This window comes from Shewanella halifaxensis HAW-EB4, from assembly GCF_000019185.1.
Lineage (GTDB): Bacteria > Pseudomonadota > Gammaproteobacteria > Enterobacterales > Shewanellaceae > Shewanella > Shewanella halifaxensis.
This window is the reverse complement of sequence record NC_010334.1, coordinates 4,627,667-4,648,475: the sequence shown is the minus strand read 5'-3', so window position 1 is coordinate 4,648,475 and position 20,809 is coordinate 4,627,667. Positions and strand designations below refer to the sequence as shown.

The following is a 20,809-nucleotide window of genomic DNA, read 5'->3' as shown; positions in this document are numbered from 1 at the left end:
ACTAAGTCCTAGCGAGTAAGATGTTGCGATGGTAGTATCTACCGATTAAAAAATAGAGTAAATACTCTAGAGGTGTTGATGAAACGTTCGCTGTGTGCTCTTTTGCTACTGTTACCTTTAACCGCTCAGGCTAAAACAATGGCCTTCGATGAGGCGTGGCAGCAGCTGATTAAGGTCAGCGATAAGCTGCAGGCGGGGGCTCAGGAAGTTAACCGTGCTGAAGCTGAGCGAAGAGCTGGTGAAGATATGAACCTGCCCTCTATTGAGCTTACTGGTAGCTATACTCGTTTAGAAAAACCGATCGAATTAGATCTGCGCGATCTTAATCCTCTGGCTTCGCTCGATCCTGCCACATTGCCGCCCGCTCTCGGTGGAGCGCTTGCAGGCATTCCTGGTTCTATGTTCGTGACGCCTTTTACCGAACAAGATATTTTCCGCTCAAGCCTACAAGCTATGTGGCCTATCTACACAGGCGGTAAAATTTCGGCTGCGCAAGGGATCCATGAGGCGGAGGTTGCCGAGAAAGAACAGCAACTCAAGCTGACAACTCGCGATCTATTTTTACAGTTAGTCGATCGCTATTACGCGGTTGCCGTTACCGAAACCCTAACCCGAACACAAGCAGAGTTAGTTGATTCACTGACCTTGCATGCATCTCATGCCGAAAAGCTTGAGCAGCAGGGGCAAATTGCCAAAGTCGAACGTCTCAACGCCCAGGTTGCACTGGAAAATGCCCGTGTGAGTTATGGTAGTGCGAAGCGCCAGTCCGAGATGGCGATGATAGCCTTGTCGAGAATGCTGCATGAAAGAGAAGTCGATACCACCTCACCACTATTTATGTTGCATCAAGCGCCATCTCTGCCACAACTGACTCAGTTGACGATTAATCAACACCCTGCCTTAAAGCTACTCGAGGCTAAAGAAGCTCAGGCTCAGGGTTTGGTGGATGTCGAAAAGGGCAGTTATCTACCAACCGTATTTCTTTACGGTAATTACACCTTATATGAAGACGATAGTCTATTTGCGCAAATAGAGCCTGATTGGATGCTGGGGGTTGGCTTTAAGCTTCCTCTATTAAGTCGAGAAGGACGCAGCGGCAAGGTAGAGGCGGCAAAGAGCGCCTTGCTACAGGCTCGATACACCAAAGCGCAGACTCAACAGGATTTGAACTTACTGCTGGATCAAAGTTATCGCCAGTTGCTACAGGCACAAGAAGAGGTGGTGTCGCTAAATACCACCATGAGCTTGGCAGAAGAGAATAAACGTCTTAGAGACATTGCCTTTAAGCAGGGATTATCCACCTCAATCGAAAAGGTGGATGCTGAGCTTAAGCTTAATGCGGTAGCAACTCAGCAACTGGGCGCGCAATATCGATATGTACAAGCATACGCAAGACTGATGGCGATTAGCGGTCAGTTAGATGAATTTATAGGTAGAAGTATTATGCAAGGGGAAACCAATGCGCACTAACCGTATCTTAGCCGCAGTGGCATTAATCGTATTAATTGGTGCCTTGCTATATGGGTTGCTCCTTGCTTACACACCAAAGCCACAACTGTTACAGGGGCAGATAGAGGCGCGCGAATATAATGTGTCCTCAAAAGTACCGGGTCGAGTAGAAGAGGTATTGGTTAGACGTGGTGATCTTGTTACTGAAGGCGACCTGCTTTTCGCTATCAATAGTCCAGAATTAGAAGCTAAATTGATGCAAGCAGAGGGCGGCCGTGATGCCGCCGTTGCGATGCAAAAAGAGGCGGATAACGGCGCACGTAAGCAGCAAATAGCTGCAGCAAAAGAAGAGTGGTTAAAGGCGCAAGCGGCGGCCAAGTTATACCGTACGACTTATGAGCGTTTAGAGGTGCTGTTTAACGAAGGGGTACTGGCAAGACAGAAGCGAGATGAAGCCTTTACTCAATGGCAAGCAGCCAAATATACCGAGCAAGCAGCGCTGGCAATGTACCAAATGACTGATGAAGGCGCGCGCATTGAAACCAAAGCTGCCGCAGCGGGTAATACTCGTATGGCCGAAGGTGCAGTGAATGAAGTCTCTGCAATCTTGCTTGATAGTCAAATGCGCTCACCAAAAACGGGTGAGATTAGTGAAGTTTTACTACAGGCGGGTGAGCTAGCCCCTAGTGGTTTTCCCGTGGTGAGTTTGATTGATATGAGTGATGCTTGGGCCGTGTTCCAAGTACGCGAAGATCAGCTAAAGAAGTTTAAGCAAGGTGATGTCCTCAAGTTAACGATTCCGGCACTAGAACAGGAAGTGGAGTTCAAGGTCACCAATATTGCTGTGATGGGTGACTTTGCCACTTGGCGAGCGACAGAGAGCGGTCATGACTTTGATATGCGTACATTCGAAGTAGAGCTACGTCCTAACAAATCTATTGCAGATCTAAGAGTCGGCATGTCGGTACTATTCACCCTTTAAGGTGAATAGGACAACTAAGAGGTCAAGGATTTGATAAAGGCGCTCAAACGAGAGTTCACAGCTCTGCAAGATGATCCATGGCAGTTGGCGTTGATAAGCTATATTCCGCTGCTGTGTATTATCGCTCTGTGGCTGCTGTTTAGTGCTGGCTTACCAAGACAGCTACCGGTTGCTGTGGTTGATCTGGATAATAGCCAAGTTAGCCGTGCTTTAGCGCGTCAATTGCAGGCCAACCCCGTGACTAAGCCGATTAGTTACACGGGTTTGCCGAGCGCAGTCGATGCGATGAAGCAGGGGGAGGTTTATGCTCTGCTTGTGCTACCCTATGGGCTCAATCGCGATCTACTGACAGCCAAAACGCCAATCATCGATATTCGTTACAACAGCCAATTCCTATTAGTCGGTAAGTTATTATCGAGTCAGTTACAGCTGAGCATGGCCGATGGTCTCAAACCGCTCGGCAAGATGAAACTGCTTGCTGCTGGTGTTCCTATAGAGAGAGTTGCAGTTAATTTAAGCCCTGTGAGTAGCCAAACTACCGCGCTATTTAACAGTAATACTAACTACGTTGGCTTTTTAGTACCGCCGGTGTTGATTGCACTGTTACAGCTGGTGGCCATGATGGTGTTTGCTAACAGCCTCAATCGCGAGCTACGCTGGAATACCACTGAGCAGTGGTATGCTCTTGGGCTCTGGAAAGTGATTGCGGCTAAGGTGCTGTTCTATACACCGTTGGTATTGCTACACGGTGGCTTTATGTTAGCGCTTATTTATCTGTATTTGGAACTGCCTATTGCTGGCAGTATTGCGGTGTTATTAATAGCCCAAACCCTGATGTTTCTGGCGGTTTGGCTGATGGTGCTGACCATCTTCTTCGCCCTAAAAGATAGTGCGAGAGTCATTAGCTTTTGCACCGCGATGTTTGCCCCCGCTTTCGCCTTTATGGGCGTGACTTTCCCAGTCCATGAGATGCCAGTCCTTGCCCAGTGGTGGCGAGTTATCATGCCTACCAGTCATTATATTGAAACCCATATTGCGGTAGTCAGTTATGGTCAAGGTTTGCTCGCAAGCTTATCGCAAATGGCCAGTTACTGGGGATTTCTGTTGTTGCTCTTTCCAATCGCTATTTTGGCTAAAAAAGGCTTCCCTGTGACAGAAGAGCCCGAGCTCGACACATTGGCAAAGGAGCAATAATATGAGCTTCTTACAACTTATTTTCGCTGAGATAAAAGCGGTATTAGCAGATAAAACCATTGTTCTTACCGTTTTTGGTGGCGTGCTATTTTACTCGATTCTTTACCCGCTGCCTTATCTCAATGAGGTCCCGACAAAACAGCAAGTGGTGGTAATCGATCATGACCACTCGTCATTGAGCCGCAAGCTTATCCGCGATGCGAATGCCAGCCCCAAAATTGAAGTGGTTGCCCAGCTAGGTTCAATCGATGAGGCTAAGCGGTGGATTGAAACCGGGCGGGCTCATGGTCTGCTGGTGATCCCTGCGAACTTTAGGCGAGATCTGTTATTGGGCCGCGGTGTCACCTTAAGTTATGGCGGCGATGCCAGTTACTTTCTGATCTACTCTGCCATTGTTGAAGGTTTAGTATCAGCAGGTTTAGATGTCAGCAAAGATGTCCAGCGCATGGGACTGCTAGACAAGGGCGAAAACGCCGCTTCGGTAAAGCAGAGTCTTAATGTCGTTAAGCTTAATAGTATTCCCGCTTTTAACCCAAGCTTAGGGTATACGCCTTATGTGGTGCCGGGTTTATTCCTGCTGATATTGCACCAGACTTTGCTGATTGGCACCGGAATATTAGGGGCAAGCCAATGGAAAAAGCAGGGCTATTGGCGGCAGGTGAGCCCGATTAAATTGATTTGTGGCCGTATGGCTGCCTTTATGTTGATTTATGCGTTACTAAGCAGTTATTACGTTGGCTATTGCTACTATTGGTATGACGTTAGTTTGCAGGCGAGTCTAGGTCAGGTTGGGCTGCTGATGTTGCCTTTTTTGCTCGCCACCAGCGCAGCGGGGATAGCCTTTAGCAGCTTGTTTAGCCGTCGCGATCTACCGACCCAAGTATTACTATTGGTTTCTATGCCGATATTGTTTGTTTCAGGCTTTGTGTGGCCAATAGCGCTTATTCCCGATGGCGTGATCGCTGTATCGCAAGTGGTGCCAGCGGTACCCGCTATTATGGCGATGTTAGAGCTAAATCAGATGGGCGCTTCGTGGCAGAGCATTATGCCCCAGTGGTTACAATTATGGGCTATGGTCGCAGTTTACTTTGGCTTGGCCTATTGGGGCGTATCAAAGCGATTAAAGCCGACAGCTTAATTAACGGCTCATCTTGATTTGACTCCGCAAGACGCCGTGAACTTATCCATGAGGGCTTAACCGCAGCATCCATGCTGCAGATACTTACTCCATCAATACCAAGCTGATCTTCATTGGACTGTAAGATTAATCGTGTATGTAATTGGTATCATTAAATTGCAATTAGGCGATAGAATCAGATGGAATCATGCTAAATAAAAAGCCCGCTGTAACCTAAGTTACAGCGGGCTTTTTATTTGCTTATAGAGTGAAGTTGCTGGTGTTTAGGTGCCGCTTAACTCAACAGTTAATGATGCGCCTGACTTCACCGCTTTAGGTGTTTCTACATTGATAGAAATAGAGCTGCTCTTGGCGGGTTCGCCAACGCTTGCAGGATCGATATCATTGCTCAGGATAAAGCTGGTTGTGGTGCCACCTATGCTGTTGGTGTTTGGTACTTCATAGGTTGAAGCATCTAACTCACCTTTGCTGGCAGTGGTGGTTAGTGTGGTGCCCGCTGGCATAATCTGATTCGCGCTATCGAAGAAGCGCACTGCAAATGTTGATGTTGCGCCAGCTGGAATTGCTGTTGGAGTCAGGGCTTGTTGGCCACTGGTGTAGATAACAACGCCATCTTGCTTGATTTCAAAGTGAGCAGTAGAGCCTGACATGGTCATAACTAATGCTTTACGAATATAGGTTTTGTTAGCTTGAGTTCCACCACATAGGCTACCAGTACACTGTGGGCCGTTAAAGACTCCATCCGCTGCCGAGTAACTATTACTAGCTAGAGCGTTGAAGTACGGCTCTCCAGAGTCATACTTTCCATCTTCATTATTATCACGAAATGCATCGCCTAAATCGCTAAAGCCTTGAGCATGATAAGTTTCGATATCCATGCCGTTACCTGTACAGGCTACTGCAGTGCCATTTTTGTCTAGGCAGGCTAAGGCAATAGCGCTGCCATCAGCATCATCGAACACATTGTTACCGTTAGTGTCGAAGAAGGTCTCATGGCCGAGTGCGTAAGCTAGGACTGTGATGCGGTGATCGGGCACGCGTGGGCTGGCCGAAGTCCACTGAACGCTACAACTGCCGTTAACTGTGACGCAGCTTGGCTCAATTTGGCCGCCCTCGGCGGTAAAGTTGATGGTGGTGTCATTGGCGGCTGGGTTGCCAAAGCTGTCCGAGGCATAAGCAGTAATCGCTACTTTTTCGCCATTGTGGTTTGCGGCCTCAGGGTTAAACAAGCTGCTCGATAAACTAAAGCCTAACTGCTGTGGTAAACCCGTGTTAATGGTGAGCTGCTCTGACTGAGTGGTGACTGACTCACCATTCGCCGTTGCGGTTGCGAGTACGCGCACAGGGGTTGGCATAGTGCCTGACAGTACGGTGGCGCTAACAAGACCTGCCGAGTTACTGGTGTTGCTCGTGCTCGTGCCACCGTTAGCGAAGCTAATGCCGCCCACCGTTGTATCGAGCGAGAAATCAACGGCTTGTTGAGCGATAGCTTGGCCATTGGCGTCAGATACCTTAAAGGTGATTAGTGATGACTCACTAGAACCGGTACCGCCGGCGCCTTTAATGCGAATCGACGTTGGTTCAGCCGAGATAAAGCTCAAGTTAGCCAAGGTCTGGCTTGCGAGTGAAAAATTAAGCTCAGCGGTTAGGGTTTGGTTACCTGCCACCACGGAAGCGATAATCTGATCATCACGCTCGCCATTACCACTACAGTTCGTGTTTTGGAAAGTGGAACTGGCGGTGCCTGATAATGTGGTTACCGGCGAGTCTATACTGGCATTATTGCTTGATATACAGCTAGAGTTGAAACTGACGCTGGTCGGCGTTTGTAATCGTGTATAGCTGCCATCGTCATTTTTAGTGGCTAAATCGGCGGTAACGCCAAAGGTTCCGCCTGCGCTAACAATATATTTATCCGCTTCAAATGGCAGAGTCGTAGCGAGTTTATTTTCTGTAAACGTGCCGTCTTCTGAGAAGTTACCGATAACGATAATGCCATCGTCACTGACTGCATCTTTTGCTAGTACTTCGTACAGACCTGAGCTTTGATAGGTCTTGCCGTCATCTTCAAGAGTCACCGAGAAATTAGCGGCTCCCAGCTCACTGTCACTCGGTGTGTAGCTCACCTGAGCAATACCATTGTCTTTAGTGAGCGCCGAGTCTGGATTAAGGCTAGCGCTACCAGCGGTGAAGCTTGCTTTCTTGCCTGCTACGCCTTGGCCCTGCTCATCGAGGAACTGAGCTTGCAACTGTACGGTTTCACCTGCCTTAAACTGGGTCACGACTGTAGTGCCGTTGATAATGGCGCTATTTAGGCTGAACTTAGGCTCTGATGGCGCGGTTGCCGAAGTGAACTCAAAGTTCTTGCTGGCATTAGCATTGTTTTCACCTTCGGTGAAGCTAGCGGTTAATGTTCCCGCGCCTTCGGCTGCTGTAGGGTTACTGACGATGATTTCGGCCAGACCATTGGAATTAGTGAGCTTGGTGGCTACAGATAGCTCGCCAAAGCTTGTCGAGAAAGAGATCAGTTGGCCGCTGCGGTTACTGTTATCTTGCTTGAGGTGGGCAACGGCGCAAAACTGACTATTGGCGGCAAAACTGAGTGAATTAGTTGGCTCGGCACAAACGCCATTTTCAACGGTTTTGTAACTTAACGAGAGACTGTAAGTACCGCCGTTGTCGGTATCACTATTGTCATCCGATGCACCATTACAGCCACCGAGTAGAGAAAGACAGAATAAAGATAGGGGGAGGGTAGCCAGTTTTGAAGGCAGGCGCATTTGCATATTCCTTAGTGCTACAAATTTTTACTGAAACAATGCCGAACGGTAAAGAATACCAATCAGTATGAGATGGGACCTTCAGTAAAAGCCTAAGAAATAGACCCATAAAAAAGCTCCCTAAGTATGGTTAATACTAAGAGAGCTATTGTGTCGCTATATAGTGATGATGTCTATATATGTAACGATTAATCTTTGATCTCGTTACGTAAATACTTACTTAACTCTTTAGCTGTCTTTGACGCTTCAATATCAGCATTTTTAGTCAGCTCTTTTTTGGTCTGACGAATAAACTGACGTAGCTTCTGACGATCGAATTCAGGATGTTGCTCAATCAAAGCTTGCACTGCAGAGTCGCCTTCAGCTAATAACTGATCACGAGTCTTGTCTGCCACATTGGTTTTAGCACTTTCATTACTATTTTTGTTGAGCACATTCCTAATCGCGACTTCTAACTCTTCGAGATCAACATAACGCATCAGTTTACCAATGTATTGAATGTGACGACGATGTGCTTCAGTATTCATTTTAATCGTTTTAGCTTTCAAAACATTATCGTGAAGTGTTTCATCGAGGTTCAATTTTTCTACTTGGGTTTTACTAAGTGCAACTAACCTATTACCGTATTCTTGATAGATGGCGATTTCGCGTTTAGCGTCCGCTCTACTTTCGTAGTTCTCATCTTTGTCATAAGGCTGGTGGAAGTGTTCTGAGTCACCGACAATCTTCATATCTAAAATCTCTTACAAATTCTGTGCTAATAATAACATCTAAACTTGCTTATTTCCTTTCCTATTTTTGAGGCTGCTGACCTTTATTACCGGTTTTTAGTTTCATTTAGCGGATATTTTTATACTTAAGAAGCGAGCGATAGAGCAGGTTATGAGGGTATTATTTAATGTGATTGGGTTTTGGGTTTGTTATGCTATCGCTATTGCCGACAAATAAAGAGTAGATTTGTGTCCTCACCTAGCATTGATATTGAATTGGATTCCTTGAAAGATGCCGTTTCGATGGCGCTGGAATATGCAAAAACATTAGGCACTTCTGGTGCAGAAGTTGCGATCAGTAAGCAGCAAGGCTTGTCTGTTTCGACTCGAATGAAAGAAGTTGAAACCGTTGAGTTTAATAAAGATGGCGCCCTAGGCATTACCGTTTTTAGAGACGGATGCAAAGGTAGCTCATCGACTTCAGATTTAAGTAAAGCTGCGATTCAACAAGCGGTGAAGGCGGCCGATGATATCGCTCGCTTCACTTCTGCGGATCCTTTTAACGGTTTGGCTGAAAAGTCGTTAATGGCGACCGAGTTCCCGGACCTTGATCTGTACCACCCAGAAGATATTTCTCCTGAGGAGCTAACTCGCTTAGCCGTATTAGCCGAAGAAGCGGCGCTAGATACTGATCCGCGAGTGCAAACTTCTGACGGTGCGAGTGCTAATGCGCACTCTAGCGTTAAAGTTTATGGCAATAGCCATGGCTTTTTGAACGGCTATTGCAGTTCACGCTACAGCCTAAGCTGCGTCGCGATTGGTGAGCTTGAAGGCAGTATGCAGCGTGACTATGACTACACGATTGCACGCAAATTTAGTGAGATGACGGCGCCGGAAATTATCGGTAAGAAGGCGGCTGAAAAAACGGCTGGCCGCTTAGGTGGGCGTAAAATAGCCACCACGCAGCTTCCTGTGCTGTTTTCACCTGAAATTGCTACAGGCTTGATGGGTCACTTGGTAGGAGCTATCAGTGGTGGCAGCTTATATCGTAAGTCTAGCTTCCTGCTCGATGCTATCGATACTCAAGTGTTCCCAGATTGGTTTAGCATTCATGAAGACCCATTACTGGTCGGCGCATTGGCAAGCTCGGCATACGATAGCGAAGGCGTTGCCACTCAGGCGCGCGATATTATCGATAATGGCCGCTTAGCAACCTACCTGCTTACCAGTTACTCGGCGCGTAAGCTTGGGTTGACCAATACTGGCCATGCCGGTGGGATCTATAACTGGACGCTATCGACAACAGGGCAAACTTTTGACCAGTTGGTTAAAGAGATGGGCACAGGTCTTATCGTGACAGAAGTGATGGGCCAAGGCGTGAATACGGTTACTGGTGATTACTCTCGTGGCGCAGCGGGTTTTTATGTCGAAAATGGCGTAATTTTGTACCCAGTTGAAGAGATCACCATTGCGGGCAACCTTAAAGATATGTACCAAAATATCGTCGCGGTTGCTAAAGACAGAGATCTGCGTTCATCGATCCGCACTGGCGGGATCTTAATGGATAAGATGAAGATCGCGGGTAATTAAGGCTCCATATCTCTATTGCTATTAGTGATAGAGTGATTAGCTCTTATATAGAGCCAGCTGTAATCGACTCATCTAAAAAAGGCTTCCAATGGGAAGCCTTTTTTATAGCGGCTTACATAAGGGAACCCAAATTGACAGCTAGTCGCTGGATTAATCAGGCTTGCGACTATGCGCCTGCTCAGTGCTTTCCCAAAATTGGTGTAGTGCCCTCGCAAGTTTATCGCTACGTAAAATACTGACGTGATCTTCATTTAACCCATATATACGTTCAGCCTGCAGTTGGGCCTTATCTCTTAGTTGGCTATCTAGGCTAATCACACCATCATTGCTCTTTTTATTGATGATGCCACTGACTTTATAGCCAAAAATTAGTTGGTGTGCCGGTTTGACTAAGTCATCATCGCTGGAGAATAACTCAGCTATAAAGCGACTTTTAGGGGCCAGATCGCGCCAGGACGGCATGACCACGGGGGCATAGTCGACTCCGTCTTGGGCTGACTCTACACCACCAAAGGGGCTCGATATTGAGGTGAAGCTAGCAATGTCATCGCAACCTAGCTGATTACGGCACAGATCTAAATAAGCCTGAGTGATAAGCCCGCCCATACTATGGGCGACTAAGTGTAGGGTTTTAACGTCATAGCGGTAATCGATAATTTTTATGAGGCTATTTAATCCATTAGCTAATAACTCGAGCGGTAATCCGCTGGGGTAGTTCATCACCCAAACTTGATACTTGCTGCTGTCTATTTTATCGATGAGGGGGGCAAAGTCTCGAGCTGTACCGTTCATGCCATGGACAAAAAGGATTGGAATTTTTTTGTCATCAAATTCATCGATAAAAAACACACCACTATTGCCCTTAAGCAGGTAGCTTACTGGTTTCCACATCCCGAGTTCAGCGATATCCCTATCAAATTTGGGTTCATCAAGGCTGGCTTTCTCACCTATCTTGGCTGGGCTGATTTTAACGTTGACTAGATTGTTTAACGCTTTGTCGACCAAGTATTTGGGATAGTCTTGATGGGCATTTGTCAGACTTAGGCTGAGGCGCTGATCCGCTGTGCGGGGAAGTTTTATGACCGAATATGCTTCGCCAACTTGAAATCTTAGATCGTTATTGCTGTCGTTAAAAGTAAATAGGTATTGGCTTGAGGTATCACCGGTTACGGTGATCTCTTGATTGCCAATAACCACTTCATAACCATCGACATAATCGGTATTTAGCCCCTGTAGTAGCACTAACACAAAAGACTCCGTCTCATGATTCGACTCAATAATAACTTGGTACTCGACATAGACCCTATCGAGCATATCGACCTCTTTAGCGAGGTGACGAAAGTTAGCGCAACCATGGATTAAGCTCATGATCGCGATGATGAGCAATATTTTTATTGTCTGCATTGTTAGCGCATTCCTTTGGCTTCTCGCTCTAATACTAATTTAAATCATATAGATAACTTAGCAGCATTTGTGACCAATGTTGATATTTTTGCTATTGATTATCAGAACTAAAAATGAAAACTTGTACATATGAAAATTCATATATATTATTTTTCATATGTACGGTGTTTCGTGCATAACGGTTTATAGAGAAATGATGATGACACCTTTACTATTTTTTAAGGCGCTGGCCGATGACACCAGACTGCGTAGTTTACTGCTGATCCAGGCAGAAACTGAGTTGTGTGTTTGTGAGTTAATGACGGCACTCGATGAGATCCAGCCTAAGATCTCACGTCATTTAGCACAATTACGAAAATTAGGCTTGCTAGTTGATAGGCGTCAGGGGCAGTGGATTTTCTATTGCATTAATCCCGAACTACCAAGTTGGGCTAGCGAAATTTTACAAACTTTGGCTAAGGAGCAGGCCGAACTAATAGGTAGCAATTTAACCAATCTTATGCGGATGGGTGACCGCCCAGAACGCGTTAAAAACTGCTGTTAACCATCAAATAGTGACTTCGGTTGGTATTAGTACAATTTTTTATTAATAGGCAAATATTATGGGTATTTTTGAGCGTTATTTAAGTGTGTGGGTGGGGCTGGCTATTTTAGCGGGTGTTTTCCTTGGAAATTTGACCCCCGATACCTTTGCTGTGGTCGCTGGGCTTGAGTATGCCCATGTCAACATAGTGATAGCGGTTCTGATCTGGGTAATGATCTACCCTATGATGGTTCAAATCGATTTCTCTGCCGTGAAAGACGTAGGTAAAAGCCCAAAAGGGCTAGTGCTTACACTGGTGATCAACTGGCTGATCAAGCCGTTTACTATGGCGGCATTGGGTTGGTTATTCTTTAAAGTATTTTTTGTTGATTTCGTCGATCCTCAGACTGCGAGCGAATATATCGCAGGTATGATCTTGCTTGGCGTTGCCCCATGTACAGCGATGGTATTTGTGTGGAGTCAGCTGACTAAAGGCGATCCTAACTACACCTTAGTACAAGTGTCGGTGAACGATTTAATCATGGTGGTCGCATTTGCCCCTATAACGGCGCTGCTTCTTGGGGTTAGCGATATCCAAGTCCCATGGGCGACCCTGTTATCTTCAGTTGGCTTATATGTGGTATTGCCTCTAATCGCTGGCGCAATTACAAGGCACTTGCTGCAGAAAAAGGGTGATGATACTAAGCTCAACACGTTCGTGGCGACATTAAAGCCGTGGTCTATGGTGGGCTTGCTGGCAACCGTTGTTTTACTCTTTGGTTTTCAAGCTCAAACCATTATCGCCCAGCCGCAAAACATCGCTCTTATTGCGATACCCCTATTAATTCAAACTTATGGCATTTTCTTCATTGCGTTTTATGCAGCGAAAAAAATGAAGCTAACCCATAAGATTGCGGCGCCAGCATGCATGATTGCCACCTCTAACTTCTTTGAGCTAGCGGTTGCAGTGGCTATCTCTCTGTTTGGGCTACACTCAGGTGCCGCGCTTGCTACCGTTGTGGGGGTATTGGTTGAAGTACCTGTGATGTTATCACTGGTCGCCATTGCTAATCGCAGCCGTCACCTATTTGCTGATGATGCGGTTGTGGAGCCCTCAGCGTAAATTAACGTTATATAGCCAAGATAATTAGAGATTAGCTATTAGTAAATAGCATTTATAAATAGGTTGAGTTCTGTGCTAGCGCTAAAACGAAAGCAAGAAGCTAGTACAAGAGCTCCAGCTTACAGCATTCAATAACAGGTTAAGAGACGATTATGACAATCAAAATTGGTATCAATGGCTTCGGTAGAATGGGGCGCCTAGCATTACGCTCGGCTTGGAATAACAGTGAGGTTGAGTTTGTACAGATCAACGATCCTGCAGGTGATGCACCGACACTAGCCCACTTGCTGACATTTGACTCCATACACGGTCGTTGGTCTGAAGAAGCAACGGCAGACGGCGATACTATCGTTATTGGAGAAAGCCGCATTGTGACCACTCGTAATAACGCGATTGCCGATACCGATTGGTCTGGTTGTGATGTGGTGATTGAAGCGTCTGGTGTGATGAAAACCAAGGCTCTATTGCAAGCTTACTTAGATCAAGGCGTTAAAAGAGTGGTGGTGACAGCGCCAGTGAAAGAAGAAGGTGTATTGAACGTAGTGATGGGCGTGAATCATGATCTTTATAATAAAGATATTCACCCCATCGTGACTGCAGCATCGTGTACTACCAACTGCTTAGCGCCAGTGGTCAAAGTGATCCATGAAAAAATCGGTATCAAGCATGGCTCGATGACCACGATTCATGACATTACCAATACCCAAACGATCTTGGATGCCCCCCACAAAGATCTACGTCGCGCCCGTGCTTGTGGTTTAAGCCTTATCCCAACAACCACGGGTAGCGCAACGGCAATTACCCATATTTTTCCTGAGCTTAAAGGAAAGCTAAACGGCCATGCAGTGCGTGTGCCATTGGCTAATGCATCCCTCACAGATTGTGTATTTGAACTAAACCGCGATACCACAGAAGCTGAGGTGAATCAGTTATTACGCGAGGCTGCAGAGGGAGAGCTTAAAGGTATTCTTGGATACGAAGAACGCCCACTAGTGTCTGTAGATTATAAAACTGACCCTCGCTCAAGCATTATTGATGCGCCATCGACCATGGTGGTTAACGGTACCCAAGTTAAACTGTACGTCTGGTATGACAATGAGTGGGGTTATGCTAACCGTACCGCTGAATTAGCGATTATGGTCGGACGATTGGATCAAGCTGGGAAGTGCTAACAATGGCTCTTTGCTTCTAGGTTCTAGGAAGAGCTGGTTCTAGGTCTTAGGACCTAGGTACTAGGAAAAGCAGGAAAAGCTAAGACGATGAAAGCTGAGACGGTATATGCAGTTTTGGCTTTTGCTTTCCTAGCAGCGCAGCATTCTAGCAGTGGCGAAGCCACGCCCTCGCATCCTAGCTCCTTTTTTTTTGATTCTGGTATATGGATTCTTGGTATATGGAAAGTAAGTTGTGATAGCTAAATATCGTTCTTTGCCAGATAGCGTTAAGCAGTATCTATTAGTGACGGGGAACTACTGGGCATTCACTCTCACCGATGGCGCCCTGCGCATGTTGGTGGTGCTGCACTTTTATGACCTCGGTTATACGCCGCTGGCGATTGCGATGCTGTTCCTGTTTTACGAGATCTTCGGCGTGATCACTAACCTTATTGGCGGCTGGCTAGGGGCTAGGCTTGGGCTGAATCGCACCATGAATATCGGCTTAGGTTTGCAGATTGTCGCGCTATCCATGTTATTACTGCCAACAGCCATGCTCACTGTGCCTTGGGTTATGGCGGCGCAGGCGCTGTCGGGAATAGCCAAAGATCTTAATAAGATGAGTGCTAAGAGTGCGATAAAAACCTTAGTGCCTAAAGATGCTGAAGATAAGCTCTACCGCTGGGTGGCGATGCTGACAGGATCTAAAAATGCACTCAAAGGTGCGGGTTTTTTTCTCGGTGGCCTATTGTTATCGCTTACCGGCTTTACCGGAGCCGTAGCCATAATGGCGGCAGCTCTTTGTGTCGTTTGGCTTGGCAGTATGCTGAGATTGAAAGCCGATTTAGGCAAGGCTAAATCAAAGCCTAAATTCACCGAGATCTTCTCTAAGAGTGAAAGTGTAAATATTTTATCAGCTGCGCGACTGTTTTTGTTTGCCGCTAGAGATGTGTGGTTTGTAATTGCACTGCCAGTATTTCTTGCTAGCCAATTAGGTTGGGATCACAGTAGCGTCGGTGCTTTTCTTGCGCTCTGGGTTATCGGCTATGGTATGGTTCAATCCATCGCGCCCTCTTTAACCGCAAGAAACAAGACACCTGACGGTCACGTCGCAACACTTTGGGCGGGATTACTGAGCGTGGTAACGCTTGTGCTCGCAGTGCTTATCTTTACTGGCTGGGTGGCACCTCAAATTGCGCTTATTGTGGGCTTAATGGTTTTTGGCGCCGTCTTTGCTATCAACTCCTCTGTGCACAGTTACTTGATTGTCAGCTATGCCAACGACGATGGAGTGTCGCTCGATATTGGTTTTTACTATATGGCCAATGCGCTGGGAAGATTACTGGGGACGATTCTATCTGGCTGGGTTTATCAAGAAGCGGGGCTTGCGGCTTGCTTGTTTATTTCGGCTGCCATGTTGTTTGTGACATTTGTTATTTCCTTCAAATTACCTCGAACTCGAAGTTGATCGCTGCTAAATAGTCAAGGTGCCTTCTGGCTGTGTCTATCAAGAGTCGGGGTTGTCAGCATTCGGCTTGTTTGTTTATTTCGGCTGCCATGTTGTTTGTGACCTTTGTTATTTCCTTCAAATTACCTCGAACTCGAAGTTGATCGCTTCTAAATAGTCAAGGTGCCTTCTGGCTGGATCTATCAAGAGTCGGGGTTGTCAGCATTCGGCTTGCTTGTTTATTTCGGCTGCCATGTTGTTTGTGACCTTTGTTATTTCCTTTAAGTTGCCTTGAGCGATGCATAGATAAAAGCCCTTTCTATGGCAAGCTATTGCTATAACAGACCTTTGCCATAGCGTGGTTACACACTATGGTAAACCGCTCTAGTTTATTTTTTAGCCTTCCCAAAGGTTAACAATTCGTTGTACTCTGTTTGAAAGTTTGAGTGTTTTTATCTCTATAGGGATGAGCATTCGCTTTGTTAGGACCTTTTGATCTTTCTAGTCTAATTCAAGATCAAAAATGCAAGATCAAAAAGCCCTAAATACATGATTATAAATATAAATAATAACGATAAATTCTCTGTATCGACGAGGTTTGAATGGAAGCTATTACTGATTTTGTAGGCATGATCAACGGCGTGGTCTGGGGGACACCCATGTTGGTTATGATTTTAGGTGTGGGCTTATTTTTAACAGTGGGTTTGCGTTTGATGCCAATTTTAAAACTCGGCACCGGATTTAAACTCTTATGGTCTGGGCGTATTCCCGATAAAGATAAGAGGATGAAGGGGGAAATTAGCCCTTTTAATGCCTTAATGACCTCACTGTCAGCCACCATAGGTACCGGTAATATTGCCGGTGTTGCTACTGCGATTTTTATCGGCGGACCGGGTGCGTTATTTTGGATGTGGTGTACGGCGCTGGTGGGCATGGCAACAAAGTTTGCCGAAGCCGTATTAGCGGTTAAATACCGTGAAGTGGATGACAATGGTAACCACGTTGGTGGCCCAATGTACTACATCAAAAATGGACTAGGTTCGAAGTGGGCGTGGTTAGGGACCGCTTTTGCACTGTTTGGCTCGCTAGCGGGTTTTGGTATTGGTAATACTGTGCAGGCTAACTCTGTAGCCGATGCGCTTAGCAGTAACTTTGGTGTGCCTAATTGGATCACAGGCGTTGTGCTAATGGTATTGGTTGGTGCAGTGCTAATGGGCGGTATTAAGCGTATTGCCGATGTTGCTGGCAAATTAGTGCCTATGATGACGGTATTTTATATTGCGGCAGGTATTGCGGTATTGGTGGTCTATGCCGCTGAGATCCCTGCTGCCATTGAGTTGATCTTACACAGTGCCTTTAATCCAGTGGCTGCACAAGGTGGTTTTGCCGGAGCGGCGGTTTGGGCTGCAATTCGTTTTGGTGTTGCGCGTGGTGTGTTCTCCAATGAGGCGGGTCTGGGTAGTGCGCCTATCGCTCACGCGGCAGCGCAAACAAATAATCCGGTTGCTCAGGGCTTAGTCGCTATGTTGGGCACATTTATCGATACCTTGATTGTTTGTAGCATTACTGGCTTGGCAATTATCGTATCGGGAGCCTGGACCTCGGGTGAAAATGGCGCGGCGCTCACCTCGTTTGCCTTTTCTCATGCTTTCCCGCTTGGAAACTATGTGGTAGCGATTGCCCTAAGCGTATTTGCGTTTACGACTATCTTAGGTTGGAGCTTTTACTGTGAGAAGTGTGTGCAGTTCCTATTTGGCGTGAAAGCGATTAAGCCATTTAGAATCGTTTGGACCTTAGTGGTACCATTAGGTGCGGTGAGTTCACTCGAGTTTATCTGGCTGTTGGCCGATACCCTCAACGCTATGATGGCGATCCCTAACTTGATAGCTTTAGCATTGCTTAGCCCTGTAGTATTTGCGTTAACCAGGGAGTATTTTCTGAAGAAGCGTGAGACGGATTTGGAATCGCAAAAAGCGAAATAGGCAATTATTGGATGTTTAAAAACTAAAAAAGCTCCTGGATAGTATCTCAGGAGCTTTTTTTATTACGCTATTTTAAGTTTATGCCCAAAAGTCATCTTCACTTAAATCACGTTTTAATTGTGCTCTTTCAAGATAGGCTTCGAGGCGTTTTTTCACCTCTTTCTTGTGCGCTAACTCGTCAGCAGCCTGCTGATTTTTAGGCGTAGTATACGCCTCCACCTCTACATCGTTGGGCACAAAATCAATAGTCTGAGCCATCACGAATTCCTCTTAGCTAGGTATCCATTGTTCCGAATCGCTTGCTTAGCGTTAAAAGGGAATACTCTCGATACCATATGGTTAATAACTAAACAATGTCTGCACTCATTGGCTTACTTAATTAAACCTATTAGTGAGTGCTTAATTTGGAATTTAGCAGGATGTGATTTAAAAATATGCGATCCATGTAACAAAATTACATTTAGAGTTCGTTTTTTATTATTTTGAATGTTTTTTAGATGTTTAGTGAAAGTCAGCAACATTTTAACGGTAATTGCATCATTAGCCATTTACTCTTAAATTATGAGTAAATGGCTTTTGTTACAGTGAGTTATAGGTCAAAACTGTAGCTATAACCGAGTAAAACCTTAGCATCATCATTTTTAAGATCTGTGTCACTGACTGTAAAAGAGACCGTTCCCAAGTCGGTATCTTTACTCAGTGCGATTGAATAGTCGGCATAGTTGTTAGTGTCAAACCAAGCGGTGACGACATCGCCTGTAGAGTAGCCATAATGAGCAGAAATCGACAGTGTATCTGATAGTGGATAAGTCAGGGTGGTTTGAATATAACCCATATCGGTATTATCAACAGTTGGAGCGGTTACATCGCTGCCTGCGTTTACCAAGTGTGAGTAACTCACGGCTATCCATCTCCAGCTCGCCGATGCGGTCACTTCGCCTAGGTCGATATTGGCATCTGCATCCGGGTAGGCGTAATAGAGGTAGCTCAAGTCATATTCAAACTCGTCGCCGATAGTGCCGGCGAAGCCGGCATAAAAATCAATTTCATAGCTAGTGTCATCGCCAAAGTCGACATTCGATGCCCAAGTGCCTGCATAGAAGCCTGAATCGTGGCTGTAATCGATACCACCCTGCACAGCCACTGCATCATCGGTTTGTGTCACTCCGCGCCATAGGTAGTTTGAGGTTGCGCCTATGTTGGCTTCCACTGCTGCGTGGGCTGCAGTGCCGAGTAGCGATGTCAGTAGGATTACCGCACTATTGATTAGTAACTTGTTCATTTTATTCCCCTTTGCAGAAACATTCATTGTGTTGTTTTATGCTCACAACTTATTTAGCAAAGTCTAAGCCAAACTTTTTAATCAATTAAAACAATGAGTTATTAATGTGCGTGTGGGTAGTTATAGCTGAAATGAATCAAACTGGGGCAAAAAAGCACCGTGATAGAGCAGGATAATGAAGGGGTTTTTGGAGTATGCAGGTATAAAAAAACCTCCGCAAGGAGGTTTAGTTATCAACTGCGGAAACAGTGATTTAGTTAACGCTATCTTTAAGCGTCTTACCAGCTTTGAACTTAGGAACTGTAGCTGCTGGGATTTGGATCTCTTTACCAGTCTGTGGGTTACGACCAGTACGCGCTGCGCGTTCTGTCGTTTCGAAAGAGCCAAAACCAACAATAGAGATTTTCTCTCCATTCTTCATCGCTTCTGCAACAGTGACTTCGAAAGATTTTAAGGCGCGTGCGGCTTCTGCTTTAGTTAGTTCTGCAGATTCAGCCATTTTTGCAACAAGTTCAGTCTTATTCATTTGAATAGTCTCTTCTTTCCGTAGATTTATTTGTTAGTAGCGTTATGTAACATGCCACAAGCATTTGCATTTGAAAAGCGCTTTAACCCTATGAAATAGGCATTAAAGTCAAAAATAGGGGCGATTTCTCAGTTTTTACGATTCGAGTCATCGCTAGAGGAGCTGTTTCAGTCAATTTTGCTCTAAAGGCTTGTCATAAAGCGCATTCACTCCGGCTTGTGGCACACGGTTTAAATGGAGGTATTAACCTCTGAAACCTCTGATGACACCATCAAAATCGGAATATGAGATTGTTGGCTGTCGTTGCTAATAAACTGGGTGAGCGCTAAACCATCTACGCTTGGCATATTGTAATCGGTAATGATCAAATATCTGCAGCCTCAGGCTTTAAGTATAGTCGTGTCTTTGAACTAAAAGCGACCCAGAACTGGAATGTCATAATGATGGCTGCGGCAATGACGATGCCAATAATAGGAATATTCTGACCGTTATAAACGACTTTAACGTCCTCTGGAGTGATCTGGTAGCCGATAACAGCCGCTGTTGCTAATGCGAGTAGGGCAACAGTTTGAATAGCGAGGTAGATTTTGAGTACCACACCGGCCCAAAATTTGCGTAGTATTAGGCCATAAAGCACTGGAAATACACCTAAAGTTAATAGGTCGAAGGCTTGCGTAGTAAAGGTGCGCCAGAGCGCAGCAACCGCGAGTAGAGTGTAGAGAAACATTAATATGGCTAACAGTGGGTGAGGTTTTGTCATGGGTATTTAAAGCCGCTATATTTTTATAAGTTTGTTGCTAGAAGTTTAAGAAAAACAGCTGGCCACGTCTACATGACTTGTGGGGTTAATTGGCTTAATCGATGGGTGAGATTGTTTAGCTAAGATGACGGGTAATGCGATAGAATAGCAACCATTACTGCGTACAATTTAGAGAATCCGATGACAGAGTCTGAGTTTTGGGAGTTAGTCACCCGAACATCACCACAACAAGATCAAACAGAACTTGCTGAAGCGCTTAAGCAAAAGCTGAGCCCATTAAGTAATGAAGAGTTGCGAGACTTTGATAAGATATTTGGTCAGCAGATGCGTCGTTCGTACTCTTGGGCTGTTTGGGGCGCGGCTTACATTATTACTGGCTGTGATTCAGAGTATGCTTTTGCCGAGTTTCGTTGCTTCTTAATTTCATTAGGCAAAGATTGGTACGACAAAGTGGTCGAATCGCCTGATGAATTAGGCTTATTAGCACTTTGGCCTGAAAAAGATGGCTATGCCTATCCTTTTGTTGATGAATACGATCTTATTGCGGGTCAGCTTTATGAAGATCGTAGCGATGATGAGCTCCCTTATGTGCCATCGGGACAGGCAAACCCCGCGGGGAAAAAGTTCTCTCATAAGAAAAAATTACTTAAAGCGGCTTATCCACAGTTAAGTGCAGCATTCCCGTTTTAAGGTAAAACGATTACGTAAATAGCAAAACGAGGCCCCTTGGCCTCGTTTTTTGTTGGGCAATTTGCCCGCGAATTGCGA

The 20,809-nt window shown here is 45.7% G+C and carries 18 protein-coding genes and 1 pseudogene; 11 read left to right on the top strand and 8 right to left on the bottom strand.

The window, feature by feature from the left end:
• The first annotated feature begins 78 nt into the window (after window positions 1–78).
• The 4 genes from SHAL_RS19780 to SHAL_RS19765 are packed head-to-tail and all read left to right on the top strand — an operon-like array spanning window position 79 to window position 4,763.
• Window positions 79–1,470 (top strand): TolC family protein, encoded by a 1,392-nt coding sequence (locus tag SHAL_RS19780; RefSeq protein WP_012278889.1) that lies wholly within the window; start codon window positions 79–81, stop codon window positions 1,468–1,470.
• Complete coding sequence (locus tag SHAL_RS19775) at window positions 1,460–2,431, top strand: HlyD family secretion protein (RefSeq protein ID WP_012278888.1); 972 nt, start codon at window positions 1,460–1,462, stop codon at window positions 2,429–2,431. Before SHAL_RS19780 ends, SHAL_RS19775 begins: the two co-directional genes overlap by 11 nt.
• Window positions 2,432–2,461: 30 nt before the next feature.
• Window positions 2,462–3,625 carry an ABC transporter permease gene (locus SHAL_RS19770; protein WP_012278887.1) on the top strand — a complete coding sequence of 388 codons (1,164 nt, stop codon included), beginning with the start codon at window positions 2,462–2,464 and terminating at the stop codon, window positions 3,623–3,625.
• Between the two features lies 1 nt (window position 3,626).
• The gene (locus SHAL_RS19765; RefSeq protein ID WP_012278886.1) at window positions 3,627–4,763 is read left to right on the top strand and encodes an ABC transporter permease; all 1,137 of its coding nucleotides are present in this window, start codon (window positions 3,627–3,629) and stop codon (window positions 4,761–4,763) included.
• Between the two features lie 263 nt (window positions 4,764–5,026).
• Here SHAL_RS19765 and SHAL_RS19760 read toward each other — a convergent pair whose 3' ends face one another.
• Window positions 5,027–7,543, bottom strand: coding sequence for a hypothetical protein (locus SHAL_RS19760; protein WP_012278885.1), 2,517 nt, complete (start codon window positions 7,541–7,543; stop codon window positions 5,027–5,029).
• A 188-nt stretch (window positions 7,544–7,731) separates the two neighbouring features.
• Entirely contained in the window at window positions 7,732–8,274 is a 543-nt protein-coding gene (gene yjgA / locus SHAL_RS19755; RefSeq protein WP_012278884.1) for a ribosome biogenesis factor YjgA, read from the bottom strand.
• 228 nt (window positions 8,275–8,502) lie between these two features.
• Between yjgA and pmbA the strand changes: the two genes are divergently transcribed.
• Complete coding sequence (gene pmbA / locus SHAL_RS19750) at window positions 8,503–9,843, top strand: metalloprotease PmbA (RefSeq protein ID WP_041416138.1); 1,341 nt, start codon at window positions 8,503–8,505, stop codon at window positions 9,841–9,843.
• A gap of 150 nt (window positions 9,844–9,993) precedes the next feature.
• On the opposite strand, the gene SHAL_RS19745 is transcribed toward pmbA, so the two are convergent.
• The gene (locus SHAL_RS19745) at window positions 9,994–11,247 is read right to left on the bottom strand and encodes an alpha/beta fold hydrolase (RefSeq protein WP_012278882.1); all 1,254 of its coding nucleotides are present in this window, start codon (window positions 11,245–11,247) and stop codon (window positions 9,994–9,996) included.
• A 199-nt stretch (window positions 11,248–11,446) separates the two neighbouring features.
• Here SHAL_RS19745 and SHAL_RS19740 point away from each other — a divergent pair, with 199 nt between their 5' ends.
• The 5 genes from SHAL_RS19740 (at window position 11,447) to SHAL_RS19720 (ending at window position 17,473) form a co-directional block, all read left to right on the top strand.
• A complete protein-coding gene (locus SHAL_RS19740) occupies window positions 11,447–11,791 on the top strand; it encodes a metalloregulator ArsR/SmtB family transcription factor (RefSeq protein WP_041416612.1) in 345 nt (114 codons plus the stop codon).
• A 58-nt stretch (window positions 11,792–11,849) separates the two neighbouring features.
• The gene (gene arsB / locus SHAL_RS19735) at window positions 11,850–12,893 is read left to right on the top strand and encodes an ACR3 family arsenite efflux transporter (protein ID WP_012278880.1); all 1,044 of its coding nucleotides are present in this window, start codon (window positions 11,850–11,852) and stop codon (window positions 12,891–12,893) included.
• Window positions 12,894–13,045: 152 nt separating this feature from the next.
• A complete protein-coding gene (locus tag SHAL_RS19730) occupies window positions 13,046–14,065 on the top strand; it encodes an ArsJ-associated glyceraldehyde-3-phosphate dehydrogenase (RefSeq protein WP_012278879.1) in 1,020 nt (339 codons plus the stop codon).
• 232 nt (window positions 14,066–14,297) lie between these two features.
• Window positions 14,298–15,512 carry an organoarsenical effux MFS transporter ArsJ gene (gene arsJ, locus SHAL_RS19725; protein WP_012278878.1) on the top strand — a complete coding sequence of 405 codons (1,215 nt, stop codon included), beginning with the start codon at window positions 14,298–14,300 and terminating at the stop codon, window positions 15,510–15,512.
• Between the two features lie 581 nt (window positions 15,513–16,093).
• A complete protein-coding gene (locus tag SHAL_RS19720) occupies window positions 16,094–17,473 on the top strand; it encodes an alanine/glycine:cation symporter family protein (protein ID WP_012278877.1) in 1,380 nt (459 codons plus the stop codon).
• Window positions 17,474–17,551: 78 nt separating this feature from the next.
• Here the strand turns inward: SHAL_RS19720 and SHAL_RS19715 are convergent, their stop codons facing one another.
• The 5 genes and pseudogenes from SHAL_RS19715 to SHAL_RS19700 all read right to left on the bottom strand — a co-directional run bounded on the left by SHAL_RS19715 (window position 17,552) and on the right by SHAL_RS19700 (window position 20,041).
• Window positions 17,552–17,731: a PA3496 family putative envelope integrity protein gene (locus tag SHAL_RS19715; RefSeq protein WP_041416137.1), complete on the bottom strand. Its 180-nt coding sequence runs from the start codon at window positions 17,729–17,731 to the stop codon at window positions 17,552–17,554.
• Between the two features lie 331 nt (window positions 17,732–18,062).
• Window positions 18,063–18,755: a TorF family putative porin gene (locus SHAL_RS19710; RefSeq protein ID WP_012278875.1), complete on the bottom strand. Its 693-nt coding sequence runs from the start codon at window positions 18,753–18,755 to the stop codon at window positions 18,063–18,065.
• A 253-nt stretch (window positions 18,756–19,008) separates the two neighbouring features.
• Window positions 19,009–19,281, bottom strand: coding sequence for an HU family DNA-binding protein (locus tag SHAL_RS19705; RefSeq protein WP_012278874.1), 273 nt, complete (start codon window positions 19,279–19,281; stop codon window positions 19,009–19,011).
• Between the two features lie 171 nt (window positions 19,282–19,452).
• Window positions 19,453–19,649, bottom strand: a pseudogene (locus SHAL_RS23525) (response regulator); the annotation flags it as partial.
• Window positions 19,646–20,041, bottom strand: a complete 396-nt coding sequence (locus tag SHAL_RS19700; RefSeq protein ID WP_012278872.1) for a hypothetical protein — start codon at window positions 20,039–20,041, stop codon at window positions 19,646–19,648. The pseudogene SHAL_RS23525 and the gene SHAL_RS19700, both read right to left, overlap by 4 nt.
• A 180-nt stretch (window positions 20,042–20,221) precedes the next feature.
• On the opposite strand from SHAL_RS19700, the gene SHAL_RS19695 reads away from it, so the two are divergent.
• Window positions 20,222–20,731 (top strand): DUF4240 domain-containing protein, encoded by a 510-nt coding sequence (locus SHAL_RS19695; protein ID WP_012278871.1) that lies wholly within the window; start codon window positions 20,222–20,224, stop codon window positions 20,729–20,731.
• Window positions 20,732–20,809: the final 78 nt, after the last annotated feature.